The 19,150-nt window shown below is 66.2% G+C and carries 19 protein-coding genes; 10 read left to right on the forward strand and 9 right to left on the reverse strand.

What is annotated here, in order from left to right:
• Nucleotides 1-15 precede the first annotated feature (15 nt).
• Nucleotides 16-786 (reverse strand): SDR family oxidoreductase, encoded by a 771-nt coding sequence (locus ABGN05_RS05030; protein WP_367952878.1) that lies wholly within the window; start codon nt 784-786, stop codon nt 16-18.
• 292 nt (nt 787-1,078) lie between these two features.
• On the opposite strand from ABGN05_RS05030, the gene ABGN05_RS05035 reads away from it, so the two are divergent.
• The 3 genes from ABGN05_RS05035 (at nt 1,079) to ABGN05_RS05045 (ending at nt 4,559) form a co-directional block, all read left to right on the forward strand.
• Nucleotides 1,079-1,720 (forward strand): GntR family transcriptional regulator, encoded by a 642-nt coding sequence (locus tag ABGN05_RS05035; RefSeq protein WP_367952879.1) that lies wholly within the window; start codon nt 1,079-1,081, stop codon nt 1,718-1,720.
• A 167-nt stretch (nt 1,721-1,887) separates the two neighbouring features.
• Complete coding sequence (recQ, locus tag ABGN05_RS05040) at nt 1,888-3,690, forward strand: DNA helicase RecQ (RefSeq protein WP_367952880.1); 1,803 nt, start codon at nt 1,888-1,890, stop codon at nt 3,688-3,690.
• Between the two features lie 170 nt (nt 3,691-3,860).
• On the forward strand, nt 3,861-4,559 hold the full coding sequence (locus ABGN05_RS05045; protein WP_367952881.1) for a Crp/Fnr family transcriptional regulator: 699 nt from the start codon (nt 3,861-3,863) through the stop codon (nt 4,557-4,559).
• A gap of 40 nt (nt 4,560-4,599) precedes the next feature.
• Here the strand turns inward: ABGN05_RS05045 and ABGN05_RS05050 are convergent, their stop codons facing one another.
• Together ABGN05_RS05050 and ABGN05_RS05055 are read right to left on the reverse strand one after the other, a co-directional pair.
• Nucleotides 4,600-4,860 carry a DUF1858 domain-containing protein gene (locus ABGN05_RS05050; RefSeq protein WP_367952882.1) on the reverse strand — a complete coding sequence of 87 codons (261 nt, stop codon included), beginning with the start codon at nt 4,858-4,860 and terminating at the stop codon, nt 4,600-4,602.
• 117 nt (nt 4,861-4,977) lie between these two features.
• Complete coding sequence (locus tag ABGN05_RS05055) at nt 4,978-5,691, reverse strand: GntR family transcriptional regulator (RefSeq protein ID WP_367952883.1); 714 nt, start codon at nt 5,689-5,691, stop codon at nt 4,978-4,980.
• A 262-nt stretch (nt 5,692-5,953) separates the two neighbouring features.
• Between ABGN05_RS05055 and ABGN05_RS05060 the strand changes: the two genes are divergently transcribed.
• The 6 genes from ABGN05_RS05060 to ABGN05_RS05085 all read left to right on the forward strand — a co-directional run bounded on the left by ABGN05_RS05060 (nt 5,954) and on the right by ABGN05_RS05085 (nt 11,736).
• The gene (locus tag ABGN05_RS05060; protein ID WP_367952884.1) at nt 5,954-7,042 is read left to right on the forward strand and encodes an ABC transporter ATP-binding protein; all 1,089 of its coding nucleotides are present in this window, start codon (nt 5,954-5,956) and stop codon (nt 7,040-7,042) included.
• A gap of 28 nt (nt 7,043-7,070) precedes the next feature.
• Entirely contained in the window at nt 7,071-8,354 is a 1,284-nt protein-coding gene (locus ABGN05_RS05065) for an ABC transporter substrate-binding protein (protein WP_367952885.1), read from the forward strand.
• A gap of 64 nt (nt 8,355-8,418) precedes the next feature.
• Complete coding sequence (locus ABGN05_RS05070; protein ID WP_373695885.1) at nt 8,419-9,327, forward strand: ABC transporter permease; 909 nt, start codon at nt 8,419-8,421, stop codon at nt 9,325-9,327.
• Nucleotide 9,328: 1 nt separating this feature from the next.
• Nucleotides 9,329-10,147, forward strand: coding sequence for an ABC transporter permease (locus ABGN05_RS05075; RefSeq protein ID WP_367952886.1), 819 nt, complete (start codon nt 9,329-9,331; stop codon nt 10,145-10,147).
• A 12-nt stretch (nt 10,148-10,159) separates the two neighbouring features.
• A complete protein-coding gene (locus ABGN05_RS05080; RefSeq protein ID WP_367952887.1) occupies nt 10,160-10,906 on the forward strand; it encodes an aspartate/glutamate racemase family protein in 747 nt (248 codons plus the stop codon).
• The gene (locus ABGN05_RS05085; protein ID WP_367952888.1) at nt 10,903-11,736 is read left to right on the forward strand and encodes a GNAT family N-acetyltransferase; all 834 of its coding nucleotides are present in this window, start codon (nt 10,903-10,905) and stop codon (nt 11,734-11,736) included. Before ABGN05_RS05080 ends, ABGN05_RS05085 begins: the two co-directional genes overlap by 4 nt.
• A 289-nt stretch (nt 11,737-12,025) precedes the next feature.
• Here ABGN05_RS05085 and ABGN05_RS05090 read toward each other — a convergent pair whose 3' ends face one another.
• From ABGN05_RS05090 to ABGN05_RS05115, 6 genes are read right to left on the reverse strand one after another with little or no spacing between them, the layout of a single operon-like run.
• Nucleotides 12,026-12,907 carry a VOC family protein gene (locus ABGN05_RS05090; protein WP_367952889.1) on the reverse strand — a complete coding sequence of 294 codons (882 nt, stop codon included), beginning with the start codon at nt 12,905-12,907 and terminating at the stop codon, nt 12,026-12,028.
• Nucleotides 12,908-12,920: 13 nt separating this feature from the next.
• A complete protein-coding gene (locus tag ABGN05_RS05095) occupies nt 12,921-14,228 on the reverse strand; it encodes a TRAP transporter large permease (RefSeq protein ID WP_367952890.1) in 1,308 nt (435 codons plus the stop codon).
• A 4-nt stretch (nt 14,229-14,232) separates the two neighbouring features.
• The gene (locus tag ABGN05_RS05100; protein WP_367952891.1) at nt 14,233-14,712 is read right to left on the reverse strand and encodes a TRAP transporter small permease; all 480 of its coding nucleotides are present in this window, start codon (nt 14,710-14,712) and stop codon (nt 14,233-14,235) included.
• A gap of 2 nt (nt 14,713-14,714) precedes the next feature.
• Nucleotides 14,715-15,746, reverse strand: coding sequence for a TRAP transporter substrate-binding protein (locus ABGN05_RS05105; RefSeq protein WP_367952892.1), 1,032 nt, complete (start codon nt 15,744-15,746; stop codon nt 14,715-14,717).
• Nucleotides 15,743-17,401 carry an FAD-dependent oxidoreductase gene (locus ABGN05_RS05110; RefSeq protein ID WP_367952893.1) on the reverse strand — a complete coding sequence of 553 codons (1,659 nt, stop codon included), beginning with the start codon at nt 17,399-17,401 and terminating at the stop codon, nt 15,743-15,745. Before ABGN05_RS05110 ends, ABGN05_RS05105 begins: the two co-directional genes overlap by 4 nt.
• A gap of 38 nt (nt 17,402-17,439) precedes the next feature.
• Complete coding sequence (locus tag ABGN05_RS05115) at nt 17,440-18,297, reverse strand: fumarylacetoacetate hydrolase family protein (RefSeq protein ID WP_367952894.1); 858 nt, start codon at nt 18,295-18,297, stop codon at nt 17,440-17,442.
• A 109-nt stretch (nt 18,298-18,406) separates the two neighbouring features.
• Between ABGN05_RS05115 and ABGN05_RS05120 the strand changes: the two genes are divergently transcribed.
• A complete protein-coding gene (locus tag ABGN05_RS05120; RefSeq protein ID WP_367952895.1) occupies nt 18,407-19,144 on the forward strand; it encodes a GntR family transcriptional regulator in 738 nt (245 codons plus the stop codon).
• Nucleotides 19,145-19,150: the final 6 nt, after the last annotated feature.

Here is a 19,150-nt window from a genome sequence, read left to right on the forward strand (position 1 = left end):
GGGCGTGACCCATCTTCATTCTTCCCACTCGACGTTCCCGTCGACGCCGATCATCTGTCCCGAGATACGGGCGCCCGCCGGCGAGGCAAGAAACGCGATCATAGCGGCGATGTCTTCCGGTTCCACCATGGTGCGCAGCGAGACATATCGCAGAAGCTGCCGCTCGTACTCGTTCCGGTCGACCCCGAGCGCGGACGCCTTCGCATCGATCACGCGATTGATGCGGTCGCCGCGAATGGCTCCGGGGAGGATGGCGTTGACCCTGATGCCGTACGGACCCAGTTCACGGGCGAGGTTCTTCGTGAGGCTGAGCACCGCGCCCTTGGTCACCACGTAGGGCAGTCTCATGGGAAGGCCGACCTTGGCACTCCCGGAGGAGATGTTGAGGATGAGGCCGCTCCGCTGCGCCTTCATGCCCGGTATCACGGCACGGGCGAACAGGAAGTGGCTCGTCAGGTTGATGCGGATGGACTCATTCCAGTCCTGGAGCGTGATGTCCTCGGCATTCGCGGTCGGGCCGGCGATACCGACATTGTTGACGAGCAGGTCGACCCGGCTGCCGGCCCGGCGAACGATGTCCTCTACGGCGCCCTCGTCGCCTGCGTCGGCGTGAATGGTCTGGATTGTGGCATTGCGCGACACAAGATCGTCCAGCCCCTGCGGGTTGACGTCGCAGGCGAAGACTTGCGCACCGGCCTTGGCCAGCGTCGCCGCGATGACGGAGCCGGCACCGCCGCCGGCTGCCGTCACGATTGCGACCTGACCTTGGAGGAGCAATTCAGCCACTGGCTCGGCGCTTTCCAGTTCCATGTCAAACTGATATAGCAAAAACAGCAGAAAAGACGCTCGATGTCAATTTGCCATTGCACAACGATATCCGACGATCGGCCGCTGCGGCATGTCCCCGATCCCGTCTGAGCCCCGGCTCGGCATTCACTCGCAAGTTAACAACAATGCTTAGCACGAGTACATAGCCGTGCTATGGCGTATCAGCGGAGGCGCGATGTCGGAAGTCAAAAGGCGGCCCGGACCCGGTCGGCAGAAGTCGCAGGCACCCGACCTGGACGCGATCGACGTTATGCTTCCCGAAACGGTCGAGAGGCAGGTCTATCGCAGCATTCGCCAGGCCATGATGAGCGGCCGTGTTGCGCCCGGCACATCACTTACCAGCCGCTCGCTCGCCCATGTGCTCAAGGTCAGCGCGCAGCCGGTGCGCGACGCATTGAAGCGTCTGGAAGCGGACGGCGCGTTGGAGGGGCGTCCGCAGAGCGGTTTTTTCCTGCGGCACGTCTCGCAACAGGAGTACCGCGAGATCATCGAGATCCGCCAGCGCCTCGAGGGCCTGGCCGCCCGCGTCGCGATTGGCAACGTGGACGCCGCCACGATCGGCAAGCTCGAGCGGATCAACGAACGGATGGCCCGCCTCGAAGCCGCCAAGGAAGTTCTTGCCGAGAACTACCGTTTTCATTTTACCATTTATCGCATGTCGTACAGGCCGACGCTCCTGGCCCTGATCGAGAACCTCTGGGTCCGCATTGGCCCCGCCCTCCATCATCATCCCTATAAGATCAGCAGCACGGTTACGATGGCGCGGCACAACGATATCATCCAGGCCCTGAAGGACAGGGACGCCGATGCGATCGAGGCAGCGATCGCGATCGATCTTGGCGAGGCCGCCGATCTCGTGGTTCCGCGCTTGCCGCAATCCGTCGACGCCTGACGGGCAGCGTCTCGACGAGTTCGGCCGGATCGGTCCGAGCGAGGGATTTCGCCGTCCGCAGAGGACACGGCTGTCAATAGCCCATCACGGGGCGGGGGAGTCGCCGCCGGGACCCTGAAATCTGATAGGGAGGCAGCGTCACCTGATTCTCGGACGAAAGGCCCGACTTGCTCGCCGATCCCAGCCACATCTTGAAAACCGTCTACGGATACGACGCCTTCCGGGGCCTCCAGGAGGACATCGTCGATCATGTGATCGGCGGAAACAATGCCTTCGTGCTGATGCCGACCGGCGGGGGCAAGTCGCTGTGCTACCAGATACCGGCCATCGCGCGGCCGGGCATGGGCCTCGTGGTGTCGCCGCTCATCGCCCTGATGGCCGATCAGGTGGCCGCGCTGAGACAGGCCGGGGTGAGAGCCGCCGCGCTCAACTCCGATCTCGCGGGCGAGGAGAGGGAGAGCCTCTGGCGGGCCATTCACGAGGGCGCTCTGGACCTGCTCTATGTCGCGCCGGAAACCCTGCTCAGGCCGGAAGTTCTGGACAGGCTTTCCCGTGTGAGACTGTCGCTGATCGCCATCGACGAAGCGCACTGCCTGTCGCAGTGGGGGCACGATTTCCGTCCCTCGTACCGCCAGCTGGATATTCTCGTCACCCGGTTTCCGGACACCCCGCGCATGGCCCTGACGGCGACGGCGGATGCTCCCACCCGCGCGGAGATCCTGGCGCATCTCCGGATCGATCCCGACGCTGCTTTCATCGCCGGTTTCGACCGCCCCAACATCCGCTATGCCATCGCCGAGAAGGACAATCCGCGCGCTCAGCTGAAGCGCTTCCTGGCAAACCATGACGGGGAAAGCGGCATTGTCTACTGCCTGTCCAAGCGCAAGACTGAGGAGACCGCGCAATGGCTGCGCTCGGAAGGCCATGACGCGCTGCCCTACCATGGCGGCATGGACAAGGCGGCGCGCGAGGAGAATCAGGCCCGTTTCCAGCACGGCGAGGCGGTGATCATGGTCGCCACCATCGCCTTCGGCATGGGCATCGACAAGCCAGACGTGCGCTTCGTCGCCCATTTCGACCTGCCGAGCAGCATCGAGGCCTATTATCAGGAAACCGGCCGGGCGGGCCGCGACGGCCTGCCCGCCGAGACTCTGATGCTCTACGGCGCCGAGGACGTGGCGCTGCGCAGCCGCTTCATCGAGGAATCGGGCGCCCCGGAGCAGCGCAAGATGACGGAGCGCCAGAAGCTCGACGCGCTGCTGGGCCTTGCGGAGGCGGCGTCATGCCGCCGGCAGGTGCTGCTTTCCTATTTCGGCGACACGTGCGAACCCTGCGGCAACTGCGACACCTGCGCGAAGCCGCCAAAACTGTTCGACGGGACGATCGCGGCTCAGAAGGCCCTTTCCTGCATCTACCGGACCGGCGAGCGTTTCGGACAGGCCTATGTCGCCGACGTCCTGGTCGGTGCCGGCAACCAGCGCGTCTTGGACAACGGCCACGACAGGCTCTCCACCTTCGGCATCGGTACCGAACATGACGTCCGCGCCTGGCGCGCGATCCTGCGCCAGCTCGTCGCCCAGCGCCTGATCGCGGTCGATCTGGCCGGCCATGGCGGGTTGTCGATCTCGGAGGCCGGTCGCCAGTTCCTGCGCGAGAAGCCCACGCTCATGTTGCGGGTCCCGGCCGCGCCGCGCGCCGAACGCACCCCCGCCTCGCGCAAGGCCGCCTCCACCGTGCTGCCCGAGCGCGACCGGGCGCTGTTTCAAGCCCTGCGGGAAAAGCGGATGGAGATCGCCCGCACGCAGAACGTGCCGCCCTACGTCATCTTCCACGACCGGACGCTGGTCGAGCTTGCCGCGGCGCGACCGGCCTCGCGGGCGCAGATGGCGGCCGTGGCGGGCGTCGGCGAGGCCAAGCTTGAGCGCTACGGCCCCGCCTTTCTTTCCGTCATCGCCGGCCACGCGCACTGATCCCGGGAGCTCGCGGTGATGCGGTCGAATTCACCAGGACCTTCGTGCGCCTCCCGCTCTTGCGCGGCATCCGGCGCGACCTCCGGCCCATGCCGTGCACGACGGCAGTTTGCTCCGGGGCAAACTAAGGGTAGAAACCACGAGAGCCTCGTCTTTCGGGAAACCGCCGCATGCCCCTCGACAGGTCCTTGATCTCCGGACTTCCCGCCTTCGCCGGCCTCGGCGGAGCCGATCTCGACGCGGTCCTGTCGATGGCGCGTTCGTCGCGCTTTGCGAAGGACGCGGAGGTCTTCTCCCAGGACGAGGAAGCGCACCAGTTCTTCCTGCTTCTCTCCGGCCACGTGAGGGTCGTCCGGACGACGCCCGCCGGCGACCAGGTCATCGCGCGCTACATCAACGAGGGCGAACTCTTCGGTATTGCCGTCGCGATGGGGCGCACGACCTATCCGGCAAGCGCGGTCGCCGCGGTCGACTGTGTCGTTCTCTCCTGGCCGAACGGTGCCTGGCAGCCGTTGCAGGCCCGTTTTCCGGGGTTCGGGACGAACGCCTACCAGACCATCGGAACGCGTCTGCAGGAGACCCAGGCGCGGGTGGTCGAGATGTCGACCCAGCAGGTCGAGCAGAGGATCGCCAGCGCGGTGCTGCGGCTGGTCAATCAGTCCGGCCGCAAGACCGACGACGGCATCGAGATCGACTTTCCGATCACGCGCCAGGACATCGCGGAGATGACCGGAACCACGCTTCACACGGTAAGCCGGACCCTGAGCGGCTGGGAGGACGAAGGGATCGTGCGCAGCAGCCGCCAGAAGGTCACCGTGACCGACCCGCACGCCCTCATGCTGGTGGCGGAAAGCCGGCGCGGGAAGTAGCCTGCCTTCCTCGGTGCAAATCCTGGGCGCAAGGACAACGTCATGGCTCCCGGGCGTCCGCCGTGTCGAAGGCGGAAGGCGCGGTCGCCCCGGCGTCCTGCCGCATTGCGGAAAGGAGTTCCTTCGCGACGGCTTCCTCATCCAGCTTGTGGGCGTCGCAGGCGTCACCGATCGTATGGAACGTGCCGATCGGACAGCCGATGCAGAGCATCTGCCTGCGCATGAAGACCCGGATGGTGGCGGGCCACCGGCGCATGATCTCGTCGACAGGCATGTCCGCATCGATGTTGGCAGGCTTCATGAACTGGCTCCGGTCGTCTCAGCCACTCAAGCCGGGTCATCGCTTGCGAACGTTGTTCCCGCGCAAACTTCGTTGCGATTGTAGCCGACGCAGGATCCGGCCTCAGCACCCGCTCCGTCAGAGTTCCAGCGCATCCCGAAGCGCCAGGCCGGCGCTCCTGCGCAGGTCGAGGTCTGCCTCGATGTGGTCGATGTGGCGCAGCACAAGCGTCCGCGCCGCCTCGGCATCGCCCTTTTCCAGCGCATCGACGATGCCGCCATGCTCCTGGTGGCCACAGCTCGAGGCGCCGGAGCGCCCGTAGAGCGCGATCACTAGCGAGGAGCGGGCGACGAGTTCCTCCATGAAGCGGCGCAGGATAGCGTTACCGCTCATGGTTGCCAGCATCAGGTGGAACTCGCCCGACGCCTTGATCTCGTCGCGTCGCGCGCCGGGTCCGTGGCGATCCATGTGATGTCGTTCCTCGCCGAGATGACGCCTCAGTGTGCCGACATCGGCGGGGGATATCCGGGTGCAGATGGCCTCCACGATACCGGGCTCGACCACCCTGCGGGCAGCGAAAACGTGTCGGGCTTCCTCGGGGGAGGGGTCGGCGACGTAGGCGCCGCGATTGCGCTCGATGCGCACCAGTCCTTCGAAGGCGAGCATCTGCAGGGCCGCGCGTGCCACGGTGCGGCTGACGTCGAACAGCGCCCCGACCTCGCTTTCGGCGAGTTTTGCGCCGGGCGCCAGCCTGCGGTCGACGATCGCGTCGCGCAGCCGGTCGCGGATGGCCTGCGAACGGTCCTCAGGCGCGTCCCGGTGCCCCAGCGGGCTTGCATCCATGATGTTCATTCCGGTCGAACTCCCCGACCCCTTCTACCCGGAATCGCAGCAGAAGGAAGAGCCGTTCTTGTCGCAATCTGTCTGCTGGATTGTGTACAATCAATGATCTTCGAGGTGTACAAACGCCCAGAATTTAGGCAAGCGATTGTCGCGCTCACAAGTCGGGCATTTGTGGTCAGGGCCAAAAACCCAACGCGAACAACGCGGTGATCGCAGCCGTCCCATCTGGCACGCATGATGCATTGCAACATCGAGCCACGAGGGACGCAGCATGAGCAAGGCCGCCGCGATCGACATCGCCTCCGTCTCCAAACTCTACGGCACGACCGCCGCCGTGCGGTCGATCAGTCTCAAGGTCCCTGCCGGAAGCTACTGCTGCCTGCTCGGCCCATCAGGCTGCGGCAAGTCGACGACGCTGCGCATGATCGCGGGCCACGAGAGCATCACGTCGGGTGACGTGCGGCTCGGCAACACGGTCGTGACCGACCTGCCGCCGGCCCGCCGCGGCACGGCCATGATGTTCCAGTCCTACGCGCTGTTCCCGCATCTCGACGTCACCGACAACGTCGCCTTCAGCCTGAAGATGAAGGGGGTGTCGAAGGATGAGCGCCGCGCGCGTGCGGTGGAGATGCTGAAGCTCGTCCACATGGAAACCTTCGCAACGCGCAAGCCGGCGCAACTGTCGGGCGGGCAGCAGCAGCGCGTCGCACTGGCGCGGGCACTGATCACCGATCCCGAGGCGCTGCTTCTCGACGAGCCGCTGTCGGCACTGGACCCCTTCCTGAAGATCAGGATGCGGGCCGAACTCAAGCGCCTGCAATCCACGCTCGGCATCACCTTCGTCCACGTCACGCACAGCCAGGAGGAGGCGATGGCGCTGGCCGATCTGGTCGTGGTGATGAACGACGGGCGCATCGAGCAGGCAGCCGAGCCGCGCACCGTCTTCGAGCGGCCCGCCACCGCCTTCGTGGCGCGCTTCATGGGCGACCACAACGTCATCGCCGGCCGGGTGGTCGAACGCAATGCGACCGGCATCTCGATCGAGGTCGATAGCGGCGGCCGCTTCCGCGCCGAGGGAGCCGTGCGCGAGGTCGGCGAGACGGCCGACATCGCCGTGCGCACCGATCACGTCCGCATCGCCGGAGACGCTGAGCCGGGGCTCGGATTCACCGGCACCGTCACCAACGTCGAATATCGCGGCTCGTCGGTGACGCTCACCGCGAGCGGCGCCGGCATCGAGGATTTCACGGCCATCGTCAGCGACACGGACTTCTTCGCCCGGCCGGTTGCGGTCGGCGACACCGTGCCGCTGGCGTGGCAGGCGGAGGATGCGCTCGTCCTCGGCCGTCTGGATTCATGAGCGCGAGCACCAGAACAGGGGAACTGAGATGACCAAAGAAACGACGGGCGGCATCAGCCGGCGCAAACTGCTGAAGACGGGCGCGGCGGCGGCGGGCCTTGCGGCCGGCTCCGGCATGATCACCGGATTCCCGACCATCTGGGCGCAGAACCCGATCACGCTGCGCCAGTTCGGCACCGGCGTGTCGAACCTCAATGCCATCGCCGACAAGTGCAAGGAAGACCTCGGCATCACGCTCGAGATGACCGCGACCGATTCCGATGCCGCCGCGCAGCGCGCGGTGACCCAGCCGGACAGCTACGACATCGCCGACATCGAATACTGGATCGCCAAGAAGGTCTATCCGGCCGGCGTCATGCAGCCGATGCAGACGAGCCGGCTCAAGTACTACGACAAGATCGTGCCGCTCTTCATCACCGGCAAGCTCACGCCCGACAGCGTCATCGCGCAGGGTACGGCGCCGCACACCGTCGGCTTCGTGGAATCGCAGGATTCGACCACCTTCGCCACCGAACCGACCGAATGGATGACGATGGTGCCGACGATCTACAACGCCGACACGCTCGGCATCCGGCCAGACCTCGTCGGCCGCGACATCACCACCTGGGCCGACATCATGGACCCGGCCTTCAAAGGCAAGACCTCGATCCTCAACATCCCCTCGATCGGCATCATGGACGCCGCCATGATCATGGAGGCGATGGGCGAGGTGAAATACGCCGACAAGGGCAACATGACCAAGGAGGAGATCGACAAGACCATCGATTTCTTGATCGCGGCCAAGCGCGACGGCCAGTTCCGCGCCTTCTGGAAGTCCTTCGACGAGAGCGTCAACCTGATGGCCTCGGGCGAGGTCGTCATCCAGTCCATGTGGTCGCCGGCGGTGGCAGCGGTGCGCTCGCGTGGCATTCCCTGCGTCTACCAGCCGCTCAAGGAAGGCTATCGCTCCTGGGGCGGCGGCATCGGCCTCGCCAAGCATCTCGAAGGCGCCAAGCTCGACGCGGCCTACGAGTACATCGACTGGTACCTCTCCGGCTGGGTCGGCGCCTACCTCAACCGCCAGGGCTACTACTCCGCCGCGATGGAGACGGCCAAGGAGTACATGAGCGCGGACGAGTGGGGCTTCTGGGTCGAGGGCAAGCCGGCGCAGGGCGACATCCTCGCCCCCGACGGCAAGGTCATGGAAAAGGCGGGCGCCGTGCGCGACGGCGGTTCCTTCGAGGAGCGCATGGGCGCGGTCGCCTGCTGGAACTCGGTCATGGACGAGGATCGCTACATGGTCCGCCGCTGGAACGAGTTCATCGCCTCCTGATGAGAACGGGGTCTTCCCGCCCGCGGGAAGACCCTTCCGGCCAGTCTTCGAACCTCTGGGGGCAATGATGACGATCGCCGTCGAACAGGCAGCCGCCGCGCGCCGGCCGAGGACGCGCCGCGCCGGCATCGCGTCGCTCGCCGCCTACCTGCAGGCCGCGCCGCTGGCGCTCATTCTGGGCGCCTTCCTGCTCGCGCCGCTGATCGTCATCGCCACCGTCAGCTTCTGGGACTACGACTTCGCCCGGCTCTATCCCGATTTCATCCTGATGAACTACCAGGACACGCTGGGTTCGTGGGTCACGTGGAAGACCTATTTGAACACGCTGAAGTTCGCCGCCATCGTGTGGGCCGTCACGCTCTTCCTCGGCTTCTGGGTCGCCTATTTCCTCGCCTTCCACATCCGCACCACCACCATGCAGATGGTCCTGTTCCTGGTCTGCACGGTGCCCTTCCTCACGTCGAACATAATCCGCATGATCTCGTGGATCCCGGTGCTGGGACGGAACGGGCTGGTCAACTCGACCCTGATCGACATGGGCCTCATCCCGGCGCCGATCGAATGGCTGCTCTATTCCGACTTCGCGGTCGTGCTCGCCATGACGCACCTCTACACGCTCTTCATGGTCACGCCGATCTTCAACACGCTGATGCGCATCGACCACTCCCTGATCGAGGCGGCGCGCGACGCCGGCGCCACCAGCTTCCAAACCCTCACCAACGTCATCCTGCCGCTCGCCAAGCCCGGCATCGCGATCGGCACCATCTTCGTGGTGACGCTCGTGATGGCCGACTTCATTACCGTGCAGGTGATGTCGGGCGGCCAGAGCGCCTCGGTCGCCCTGATGATGCGCAACCAGATGTCGCTGCTGCAATATCCGGCCGCCGCTGCCAACGCCGTCATCCTGCTCGCGCTGGTGCTCGTCATGGTCGCCGGCATCCTGCGGATCGTCGACATCCGGAAGGAGCTTTGAGATGTCTCACGAAAGGCGCGGCCTGGAGTTCTGGATCCTCACGGTCTTTTTCGTCCTGTTCGTCCTCTTCCTCTACGGTCCTCTCTCGGCGATCCTCATCCTGTCATTTCAGGGGCCAAGCGGCGGCCTGACGTTTCCGCTCAACGGCGTCTCGCTGCACTGGTTCTACGATCTGACCCAGCAGCAGGCGGTGGGCGATTTCGGCGGCAGCTTCCGCCGCTCGCTGATGCTCGGCATCGGCGTCATGCTGGTGACCGTGGTCGTGTCGCTGCTGGCCGGTCTCGCGTTCCGCCGCAAGTTCCTCGGCGCCACGCCGCTCTTCTACCTGGCGGTGGCGAGCCTGGTGGTGCCCTCCATCATCGTCTCGCTCGGCATCGGCGTGATGTTCCAGCAGATCGGCATCCCGCCGGCATGGTACAGTTCGGCCTTCGGCGCCCATCTCACCTGGACGCTGCCGTTCGGGGTGCTGATCATGTTCGCGGTCTTCAACCGCTTCTCGCCGTCCTACGAGGAAGCCGCGCGCGATCTCGGCGCCACCTCCTGGCAGACCTTCCTGCACGTGCTTCTGCCGATGATCGCGCCGAGCCTGGTGGGCGTCGGCCTGTTCGGCTTCACGCTCTCCTACGACGAGTTCGCCCGCTCGCTCATGACCTCGGGCACCTACAACACCCTGCCGCTGGAGATCTACGGAATGACCACCAACGTGACGACGCCGGTGCTCTACGCGCTCGGCACGGTCACGACGGCGTTTTCCTTCCTGGTCATCGCCGCGACGCTCGGCATCATCCTGTGGCTTGGCCGCAAGCGGGCGCAGGGATAGGCTTCCCGCATCATGCGCATTCTCGTCGTCAACCCGAACACGACCGCGTCGATGACGCAGACCATCGCCGCGGCCGCGCGCGCGGCGGCGGGGCAGCAGACAACCATCGAAGCGGTCACGTCTTGCACCGGCCCGGCCTCCATCGAGGGCTATTTCGACGAGGCTCTTTCCGTGCCCGGCCTGCTCGACCTCATCCGGGAGGGTGAGCGGGCGGGCTGCGCCGCGGCCGTCATCGCCTGCTTCGACGACACCGGCCTCGACGCCGCGCGCGCCATGGCCGCGATCCCCGTCCTCGGCATCTGCGAATCCGCCTTGAGTCTCGCTGCCTGCATCGCCAAGCGCATTGCGATCGTCACCACCGACGAGCGCGCGCGCATCCCGATCGAGGAACTCGCCATCCGCTACGGCATGGGCGGCCGCGTGCGGGTCAGGGTAGCGGGCATTCCGGTGCTCGCGCTGGAGGATCCGACGTCGGGCGCCAGCGGCCGCCTGCGCGACGAGATCCGCTATGCGCTCGATCACGACCACGCCGAAGCCATCGTGCTCGGCTGCGCCGGCATGGCGGACCTGGCGCACCGGCTGCAGGGCGAGTTCGGGGTGCCGGTGATCGACGGGGTGGGCGCTGCCGTCAAGCAGGCCGAGGCGCTGGTGGCGCTTGGCCTCGCCACCTCGAAGCGCGGCGCCTATGCAGCGCCGGCGCCGAAGCGTTTTTCAGGAACAATGGCGCCGTTCTCCACGCTGGCGGCGGAAGCGGTATGACTGGCCGCATCATCCGCGTGCTCACCCGCGCGGAACTCGACACGCTCGTCGAATGGGCGGCCCTCGAAGGCTGGAACCCGGGGCTCCACGACGCCGAAGCCTTCCATGCCGCCGATCCCGAAGGATTCCTCGGCGCATTCGTCGACGGCGGCCTGGCGGCGGGCATTTCGGCTGTCCGCTACGGTTCCGATTTCGGCTTCATCGGGCTCTACATCTGCCGCGCCGACCTGCGCGACGAGGGCCACGGCAAGGCGGTGTGGGACGCCGGCATGGAACGGCTTTCCGGCTGCACGGTCGGGCTCGACGCCGTTCCCGCCCAGAAGGCGAACTACGGCCGCATGGGTTTTGTCCCGGCCTACCGCACCTTCCGCTACAGCGGACGCTTCGAGGCCGCCGGCTCCGATGCGGACATCCGCCCGATCGAGCCGGATGATTTTCCGCGAATCGCCGCGTTCGACCGGACGTGTTTCCCTGCACCCCGGCCGTCCTTCCTCCGACAATGGACCGGCGACGGCCACTTCGCCCTGTCGAGCGTGCGGGACGGTGCTATCAGGGGATACGCGGTGCGTCGCCCCTGCCGCGAAGGCTTCAAGATCGGCCCGCTCTTCGCAGAAGATCTCGAAACGGCAACCGGGCTGCTGTCGGCGCTCGCGCGCGGCTGCGACGGCGACCTCCAACTGGACGTGCCCGACGCGAACCCCGCCTTCGCGGAAACGCTCCTGAACGCCGGCATGAGCAGGGGCTTCGAGACGACGCGCATGTATCGCGGTCCCGCGCCGGACATGGCGATGTCCCGCATCTTCGCGGTCACCACGCTCGAACTCGGCTGACATGGGCGGCGGAGTGACTTGCCTGGCCGGTGGGCTGCAAGAAGTACCCCCTCATCGTCATGCTTCGCATGCCACCTCTCCCCCTGCCCGGGGGAGAGGAATCGCAGCTTCGGCCTCGCGCCAGTACGACGACGCAAGAGCGCGATTGACGCGGCGCCTTTCCTCTCCCCCGGGCAGGGGGGAGAGGTGGATCGGGCGAAGCCCGAGACGGTGAGGGGGTGCTTCCTTCAGCCTGTCGGCCAAGCAGGAAATCTCTGAATCAGATGGTACCCGCCCGAGGAGGGGCCGCTCAGCCCTGCGCCAGGTCGAAGCCGAATTCCACCTCCCAGGCGCTGAATTGCGGGTCCCAGCGCTTCGGCTTCATCGGGTAGTGCTCGTGCCACGGGCGCGGCTGGCACATGCCGAGTTCCGGCATGAACACGTCCATGTCCGTGTAGAGCTCGATCAGAGTCTTGTCCGGGTCGTAGTGGTAGGCGGCGACGTTGTGGCCGGCGGTGTGGCGCGAGGGGCCCCACTTGGTCGGCACGCCGCCGGCGATCAGCCGGTCGGCGGCGCGGAACTGGTGGCTGTTGTCCTGCAGCTGGAAGGCGATGTGGTGGACCTTCGATATCGGCGCGTTGACGATGTTGACGACGTGGTGTTCGTGGCTGCAGGTGAGGAAGTTGGCGAGATCGCCGATCCAGTCCGTCTCCCAGAAACCCAGGAAATCCCGATAGAAGGCAATGAGCTTGTGCGCCTCCGGCGAGATCACCGCCACATGACCGAGGCCGAGCGGCGCCACGGTGCCCGTCTTGAAGCCCGGCGCCGGCGCCTCCATCGCCTCGTAGAACTGGAAGACGTTGCCCGCCGGGCCTTCCACTTCCACAAGCTCGGCGATGCCGGGCTGTGAATCGGTCTTCTTCTGTGTCTTCAGCCCGAAGGCCTCCACGTCCCTGGCAAAGTCGTCCAGCCCCGTGCCGGGACTAAGCTGGTAGCCGAGGTGCAGCAGCGATTTGCCGTCGGCTGGTCTCAGCACCATGTCGTGATGGTGATAGCCGACGGAGAGATAGACCGTGCCGTCCTTCTCGCGGTCGACCTCGGTTGTTCCGAACGTGTCGACGTAATAGTCCCGCGTCCTTTCGAAATCGCTGACGCCGAGGGCGACGTATCCGAGCTGGAATACCTTGGGCATGCTTGTCTCCATTTCAGCGAAGTTGCGATGGCAGCCACAGCGCCAGTTGCGGCCACATGATCAGCATGGCGATCAGCACGAGCGGCGCGGCGAGGAAGGGAAACGCGCCGCGATACATCTGGGCGATCGTGATGCCGGGGCTCACGGCGCGGATGACGAACAGGTTCATGCCCATGGGCGGCGTGATCAGGCCGATCTCGATGAGGATCACCAGCACGACGCCGAACCAGACCGGGTCGAAGCCGAAGGACAGGATCAGCGGCAGCGTGATCGGCACGGTGATCAGGATCATGGCCACCCCTTCGAGGAAGCAGCCCATGACGATGTAGATCGCGCACAGGAGGAGGATGACGGCGGTGGCGCTGATGCCGGCCGATTGCATGCTCTGCGAGATGCCGCCGGCCACCCCCGTCTGCACGATGAAATAGGAAAACATCGTCGACGCCATGACGATGAAGATGATGCTCGCCACCAGGCGCACGGTTTCGGTGAAGGAAAGCGCCAGGTCGCGGAGATTCATCCGCCCGAGCGCCAGCCCGAGCAGCAGCGCGCCGAGCGCGCCCACGGCGGCCGCCTCGGTCGGCGTGAACCAGCCCGTATAGATGCCGCCCAGGGTAACGACGAAGAGCAGGACGACGTGCCATATGCGTCCGAGCGCCGGCAGGATGGGCTCGGTCGCGGCAACCATACCGCCACCCGTTCCGACCCCCTCGGGTGTGAGCCGGACGAGGATGAGCGCCACGATGCAGTAGAGCACCGTCAGGATCAGGCCGGGCACCAGCGCAGCCATGAACAGTTCGGCGACCGATTGCTGGGCGATGATGGCGTAGATCATCAGGATCAGCGACGGCGGGATGAGGATGCCGAGCGTGCCGCCAGCCGCGACCGAGCCGGCCGCGAGGCTCGGCCGGTACCCGGCGGCCAGCATCTGCGGGATCGAGACCTTGCTCATGGTAAGCGCGGTCGCCACCGAGGAACCGCAGACCGCGCCGAAGAGGGCGGAGGCGAAGATCGAGGCGATCGAGAGCGAGCCGCGCGTGCCCCGCAGGACGGCGTTGCCGGCCCGGAAGAGGTCGGACGACAGGCCGGCCGAGGCGGCCACCGCGCCCATCAGTGTGAACAGCGGCACGACGGAAAACGAGTATGCCTGCGCGAGTTCGATAGGCGCCGAGCCGGCGGTCAGGCTCGCCCGGTGGAAGCCATCGATCAGCCCGTAGCCGACGAAGCCGACGAGGCCGAGCGCCACGGCCACGGGGATGCGCAGCATGATGAGGACGACCAGGACGGCGATGCCGATCCAGCTCAGCGCCACGGGCGACATCGGCCTATTGCTCCCCGGTTCCCAGTTCGCGAACCAGCGCGGCCGCGCAGCTCAGGATCGATGCGGCGAAGGCGAAGATGATCAGGCCGTAAAGCGGATAGAGCGGCACGCCGAGATCGTATTTAAGGTCGCCGAACCGATAGGCGTCCACCATCGGCTGGTAGACGTTGACGGCGATGATCGCGAGCAGGACCACCGACAGCACCAGGGCGACGATCTTGAGAAGGGCGAGCGCGCGCTGCGAGAGGAAGCTGTCGACGAGGTCGACGCGGATCTGCTCGTCGCGCAGGAACGTCTCGGGAAGGCCGAGCATGGCGCTCGCGAGCACCATGATCTCGACCAGTTCCACCACGCCGTGCAGTGGCCTGTTCGCCGCCCAGCGGGCGACGATGTCCCAGCAGGTCGCGAGCATCATCACGGCGATGGCGAGCGCGCCGACAAACGTGCAGAAGCGGATCAGCCGTTCGAGGGCGCGCCCGGCCATGGTCAGAGCTCGGCCATCTTCGCCTTGATGTCGGCGATCAGGCCGTCGATGTCGTGGCCTGCCGCCTTCAGCTCGGCGATCTGCTTCTCGGCGACCGGCTGCAAGGCCTCCCGGAACGCGTTGGCGGCGTCGCCGCGCAGGTCGACGACCTCGACGCCGGCCTCCTCCATGAACTTGCGGCCGGCCACCTCGGCCGCGTCGTATAGACCGCCGACGCGCGCGGCGGCGTCCGGTCCCGTGGTCTCGACGATCGCTTTCCTGCCCTCCTCGGGCAGACCGGCAAGCCTGTCGCTGTTCATCACCAGGGCGAAGTAGCCGACGGAGTTGGCCAGCGTGCTGACCTTCTTCACCGACTGCTGGAGCTGGAATGCCTTGCCGCCCTCGAAATTGAAGATCGCGCCGTCGACGACGCCTTTCGCGATGGCGTCGGCCAATTCGGTCGGCGGGATGGTGGCAGGCGACGCGCCGAGCGCGGTGATCTGGGCGGCGGCGGCGGCACTGGTGGGACGGATGCGCAAGCCCTTCATGTCGCCGGGCGTCTTGATGAGCTTGTCGCGCATGAACCATCCGCCCGAGGTCGTCACGACGGCGTAGAGGAGGTCGATCCCTTGGAACTCCTGCGCCGTCCGCTCCTTCAGAGACGTGGCGATGCGCGACGCCTCGGCGGTGGAAATCGGGTCGCCGTTTTCGTTTGCGAACAGGAACGGGATCGACAGGGCATCGACCAGCGGGAACCGCCCGGGCGTCAGCGCCGTGAAGACGAAGGAGATATCCGACACGCCGGTGCGCGCGAGATCGAACTGGCGCGGCGGTGGGCCCATCTGCCCGGCCGGAAACACCTCGATGTCGGCCGCGCCGCCCGATTTCTCGCGGACCTCGCCGGCCCAGCGGTTCAGTTCCGTGTTGATCTGATGCTGCGGCGGCAGGTAGTGCGACAGCTTCAGTTTCGTCTGCTGCGCGCGCCCGATCGCCGGCATGGCGAGCGTGGCGGCCGCTGCCGCCACGAACCCGCGTCTCGTAAGCTTGATCATCATCCTCTCCCTTTGTTTATGGTTGCCGCGGATCGTGGTTCGAACGCCCGCTTGCCGCGCACGCGGTCGAGCAGCGCTTCGGGCGACAGGATGCGGTCGCCGCGCCAGGCGACGTGCTGGTCGGGGCGCACGAGCGCGTAATCGGCGCCGTAGAGTTCGCGCACCGCCGTCTCGCGCGGCACGAAAAGCGTGAGGGGCAGCTTCATGTCGGCCGCGGCCGACTGCAATGCCCGCTCCGCCGTCTCGTCCGCGTCGCCGAGCCGCAGCAGCGTGAAGCCTTTGCCGAAATGATCGTAGAGCGACGAGCCGTCGCCCAGCCAGGCATGCGGGGCAAGCGCACCGGGATAGGCCGATGGCGTATACCGCGTGACGGCGAACTCCGGAGGTGTGCCGTCCTCTTCGTTCGCGATCTGCGAAGATACGTACCGATATCCAAGGACGACGCCGAGCGAACGGAATTCGGGCGCCTTGGCCTCCTCCACCGCCTCAGCGGCGACCTTGCGCGCTTCGTCGCCCTCTGGCGTGTCGTCGTCGAGCGCCGGCGCCAGGAACTTGTCGCTGAGCGCGCCGACATTCTCGGTCGAGGTGTCGATCACCAGCTGGTGCGCCGGCTTGCGCTCGATCTCGTAGCTTTCGAGCAAATCGTCGCCGGCCCAGCCTTCCAGGACGGCGGAGAGCTTCCAGCCGAGATCGACGGCATCGGAAATGCCGAGGTTCATGCCGTGGCCGCCGAACGGCGAATGCAGGTGGCAGGCGTCGCCAGCGAGGAATATGTCGCCGGAGCGATAGCGATCGGCCAAGAGCTTGTGGACCGTCCACGGATCGCGGGCGAGGATCTCCATGTCGAAGTCCCTGCGCATCGCCTTGCGGACGAACACGAGCAGCTCCTCGTCTGTCATTTCCCGTCCCGGCCGCTGCGGCATGCCCCAGAACCAGACGTCCTGCCTGTCCATCGGTCCCATGACGCAAGGCGCTTCGGGGCTGACAAGCCAGTGGAACAGGGCATGCTCCAGCTCCGGATCGGCGTTGAGGCCGGGAATGCGCAGGATGAGCGTGACGAAGGAGATCAGCGAGTGCAGGCCCTGCATCTGGATGCCGAGCAGCTTGCGTACCGTCGAGCGGGCTCCGTCGGCGCCGACGAGGAACCGCGCCGTGACCATCCCGGTCTCGTCCGTCTCGAGGTCACGGACCCTGGCGGTCACGCCGCCGGAAGGCCGCTGCTCGATCTCCTCCAGCCGCGTGTTGAACCGGACCGTGGCGAGCGGCTGCGCCCTGACGTGGTCGAGGAGGATGCCTTCGACGACGTATTGCGGGATGAACTCCGCATGCTCGGGAAAACGCTCGTCACGCACGGGCGACGCACAGAACGCGTTGTCGAAACTATAGATGTCGCGGCCGAAGAGGCCGGTCGCGAACCTGACGCGGCGCGGAAAATCGGGCCGCAGCGGCGAGCGGCGGCGCATTTCCGGCGCCAGTCCCCAGCGCCGCATGTGGGTCATGGTGCGCACGTTGGTGGTCTTGGCGCGCGGCTGCACGCCGACGCGGTCGTTCTGCTCGATCACGCAGGCGGTATGGCCGCGCGCCGTCAGTTCGGTCGCGAGCGCCAGTCCGACCGGCCCTCCGCCGATGATGGCGACATCGAATTCGTTGGTGCTCACATGCTCCTCCCGCATGCCGATCGCCGCAGTGTCTACGCTTATCCCGCCTGCGCGACGACCGGGTTCCTCAAGGTTCCGATGCGCTCGATCTCGACCTCGCAGACGTCTCCCGGCTTCATGAAGACGGGCGGCTTGCGCGCCGCGCCGACACCCGACGGCGTTCCCGTGACGATGATGTCGCCGACCTCGAGCGTCATGGCGATGCTGATGAGCGAGACCAGCTTCTTCACGTCGAAGATCAGGTCGGCTGTGCTGGCGCTCTGCATGACCGCGCCGTTGAGACGGGTCTCGATGTGAAGCCCGGCCCCGCCCGCGGGCAGCTCGTCGGCGGTAACGAAGACCGGGCCGAAGCCGCCGGTCCCGTCGAAATTCTTGCCGATCGTCCATTGCGGCGTGCGCAGCTGGAAGTCTCGGATGGAGCCGTCGTTGAAGACCGAATAGCCGGCGATGTGGTCGAGCGCATCCGCCTCTGCGATCTCGCGGCCGGACTTGCCGATCACCGCGACCATCTCGCCCTCGTAGTCGAACTTGTCCGAGACTTTCGGCCTGATCAGCGGGGCGCCGTGGCCGACCAGCCCGGTGTTGAAGCGCACGAACACGGTCGGGAAGTCGGGCGCCTGCATGGCGCTTTCGGCCGCGTGATCCATGTAGTTGAGCCCGACGCAAAGGATTTTTCCGGCGCGTGTCAGCGGGGGGCGATGGGCCGCAGTGGCGGGGTCGACCGGCGCGCCGGACTTCAGCCTTGCTGCTGCTCCGGCGAAATCCCCGCTGCGGACGATGTCGTCGAGCGTTCCCGGGAACGCATCGGCAGAAGCGAGGAGGCCGCGGTATTCACCGCCGCCCGTATCCACCGCAAGACCGCCGACGCCATCGATTTCGTAGCTCAGGAACCGCACAACCCCTCCTATTCGAACCGCGTGAACTGCAATGCACTTACGTCAACAAAAAGCATGCGTCAACAAAAAATACATTTTCCCCTTTGTCAGATTGGGATAACGTAGGGCCATGAAGACCCTCGACGATATGGACGACGTCACCGTCCACAAGAGCATGACGTCGCGCACCTATGAGAGGCTGCGCAACGCGATCATCACCGCGCGTTTCCGCCCCGGCCAGAAGCTGCGCATCGATTCGCTGAAGGAAGAATTCGACGCCAGTCTCGGCGCCGTTCGGGAGGCGCTTGCCCGGCTCACGTCGGAGGGGTTGGTGGCGGCCGAGCCGCAGCGCGGTTTTTCCGTCTCGCTGATCTCGCGCCAGGATCTCATCGATCTGACCGAGGCGCGCATCGCGGTCGAATTGACGTGCCTGGAATCCTCCATCGCCAACGGCGATCTGGCGTGGGAGGGCAGGGTGCTTTCCGTGGCGCACCAGCTCTCGAAGCTCAGCCACGCGGTGGCCAATCCCGGCAGTCCGGAGGCGGACACGTGGCACCGCTACCATGAACGCTTTCACGACGAAATTACTTCGGCCTGCACCAACAGCTGGTGGCTGAAGCTGCGCAAGCAGCTCTTCGTGCAGTCGGAACGCTACCGGCGCCTCTCCGGTCCGTTCGCCGAATACGACCGCGACATCGACGCCGAGCACCGGGCGATCACCGCGGCTGTGCTGGCGCGCGACAGCGTGCGGGCGAAGAGGCTGCTCGCCGATCATCTGCGCGCGACGACGGAGATCCTGCTGGCCTCGAAGATGCCGTTCTCAGGCGGCGCGGCGACGGTCCAATCCGCAAAACCGGCCGGTGGGTGAAGCGGC

Origin of the sequence: Aquibium pacificum (assembly GCF_040839445.1) — a bacterium.
Taxonomy (GTDB): Bacteria; Pseudomonadota; Alphaproteobacteria; order Rhizobiales; family Rhizobiaceae; genus Aquibium; species Aquibium pacificus.

Excerpts from the sequence above, each read along its gene's own strand:
- ABGN05_RS05035 (WP_367952879.1), top strand. The coding sequence starts at position 1,079 with ATGCTTCCCGAAACGGTCGAGAGGCAGGTCTATCGCAGCATTCGCCAG.
- ABGN05_RS05045 (WP_367952881.1), top strand. The coding sequence starts at position 3,861 with ATGCCCCTCGACAGGTCCTTGATCTCCGGACTTCCCGCCTTCGCCGGC.
- ABGN05_RS05050 (WP_367952882.1), bottom strand. The coding sequence starts at position 4,860 with ATGAAGCCTGCCAACATCGATGCGGACATGCCTGTCGACGAGATCATG.
- ABGN05_RS05055 (WP_367952883.1), bottom strand. The coding sequence starts at position 5,691 with ATGAACATCATGGATGCAAGCCCGCTGGGGCACCGGGACGCGCCTGAG.
- ABGN05_RS05060 (WP_367952884.1), top strand. The coding sequence starts at position 5,954 with ATGAGCAAGGCCGCCGCGATCGACATCGCCTCCGTCTCCAAACTCTAC.
- ABGN05_RS05065 (WP_367952885.1), top strand. The coding sequence starts at position 7,071 with ATGACCAAAGAAACGACGGGCGGCATCAGCCGGCGCAAACTGCTGAAG.
- ABGN05_RS05070 (WP_373695885.1), top strand. The coding sequence starts at position 8,419 with ATGATGACGATCGCCGTCGAACAGGCAGCCGCCGCGCGCCGGCCGAGG.
- ABGN05_RS05075 (WP_367952886.1), top strand. The coding sequence starts at position 9,329 with ATGTCTCACGAAAGGCGCGGCCTGGAGTTCTGGATCCTCACGGTCTTT.
- ABGN05_RS05080 (WP_367952887.1), top strand. The coding sequence starts at position 10,160 with ATGCGCATTCTCGTCGTCAACCCGAACACGACCGCGTCGATGACGCAG.
- ABGN05_RS05085 (WP_367952888.1), top strand. The coding sequence starts at position 10,903 with ATGACTGGCCGCATCATCCGCGTGCTCACCCGCGCGGAACTCGACACG.
- ABGN05_RS05090 (WP_367952889.1), bottom strand. The coding sequence starts at position 12,907 with ATGCCCAAGGTATTCCAGCTCGGATACGTCGCCCTCGGCGTCAGCGAT.
- ABGN05_RS05095 (WP_367952890.1), bottom strand. The coding sequence starts at position 14,228 with ATGTCGCCCGTGGCGCTGAGCTGGATCGGCATCGCCGTCCTGGTCGTC.
- ABGN05_RS05100 (WP_367952891.1), bottom strand. The coding sequence starts at position 14,712 with ATGGCCGGGCGCGCCCTCGAACGGCTGATCCGCTTCTGCACGTTTGTC.
- ABGN05_RS05105 (WP_367952892.1), bottom strand. The coding sequence starts at position 15,746 with ATGATGATCAAGCTTACGAGACGCGGGTTCGTGGCGGCAGCGGCCGCC.
- ABGN05_RS05120 (WP_367952895.1), top strand. The coding sequence starts at position 18,407 with ATGAAGACCCTCGACGATATGGACGACGTCACCGTCCACAAGAGCATG.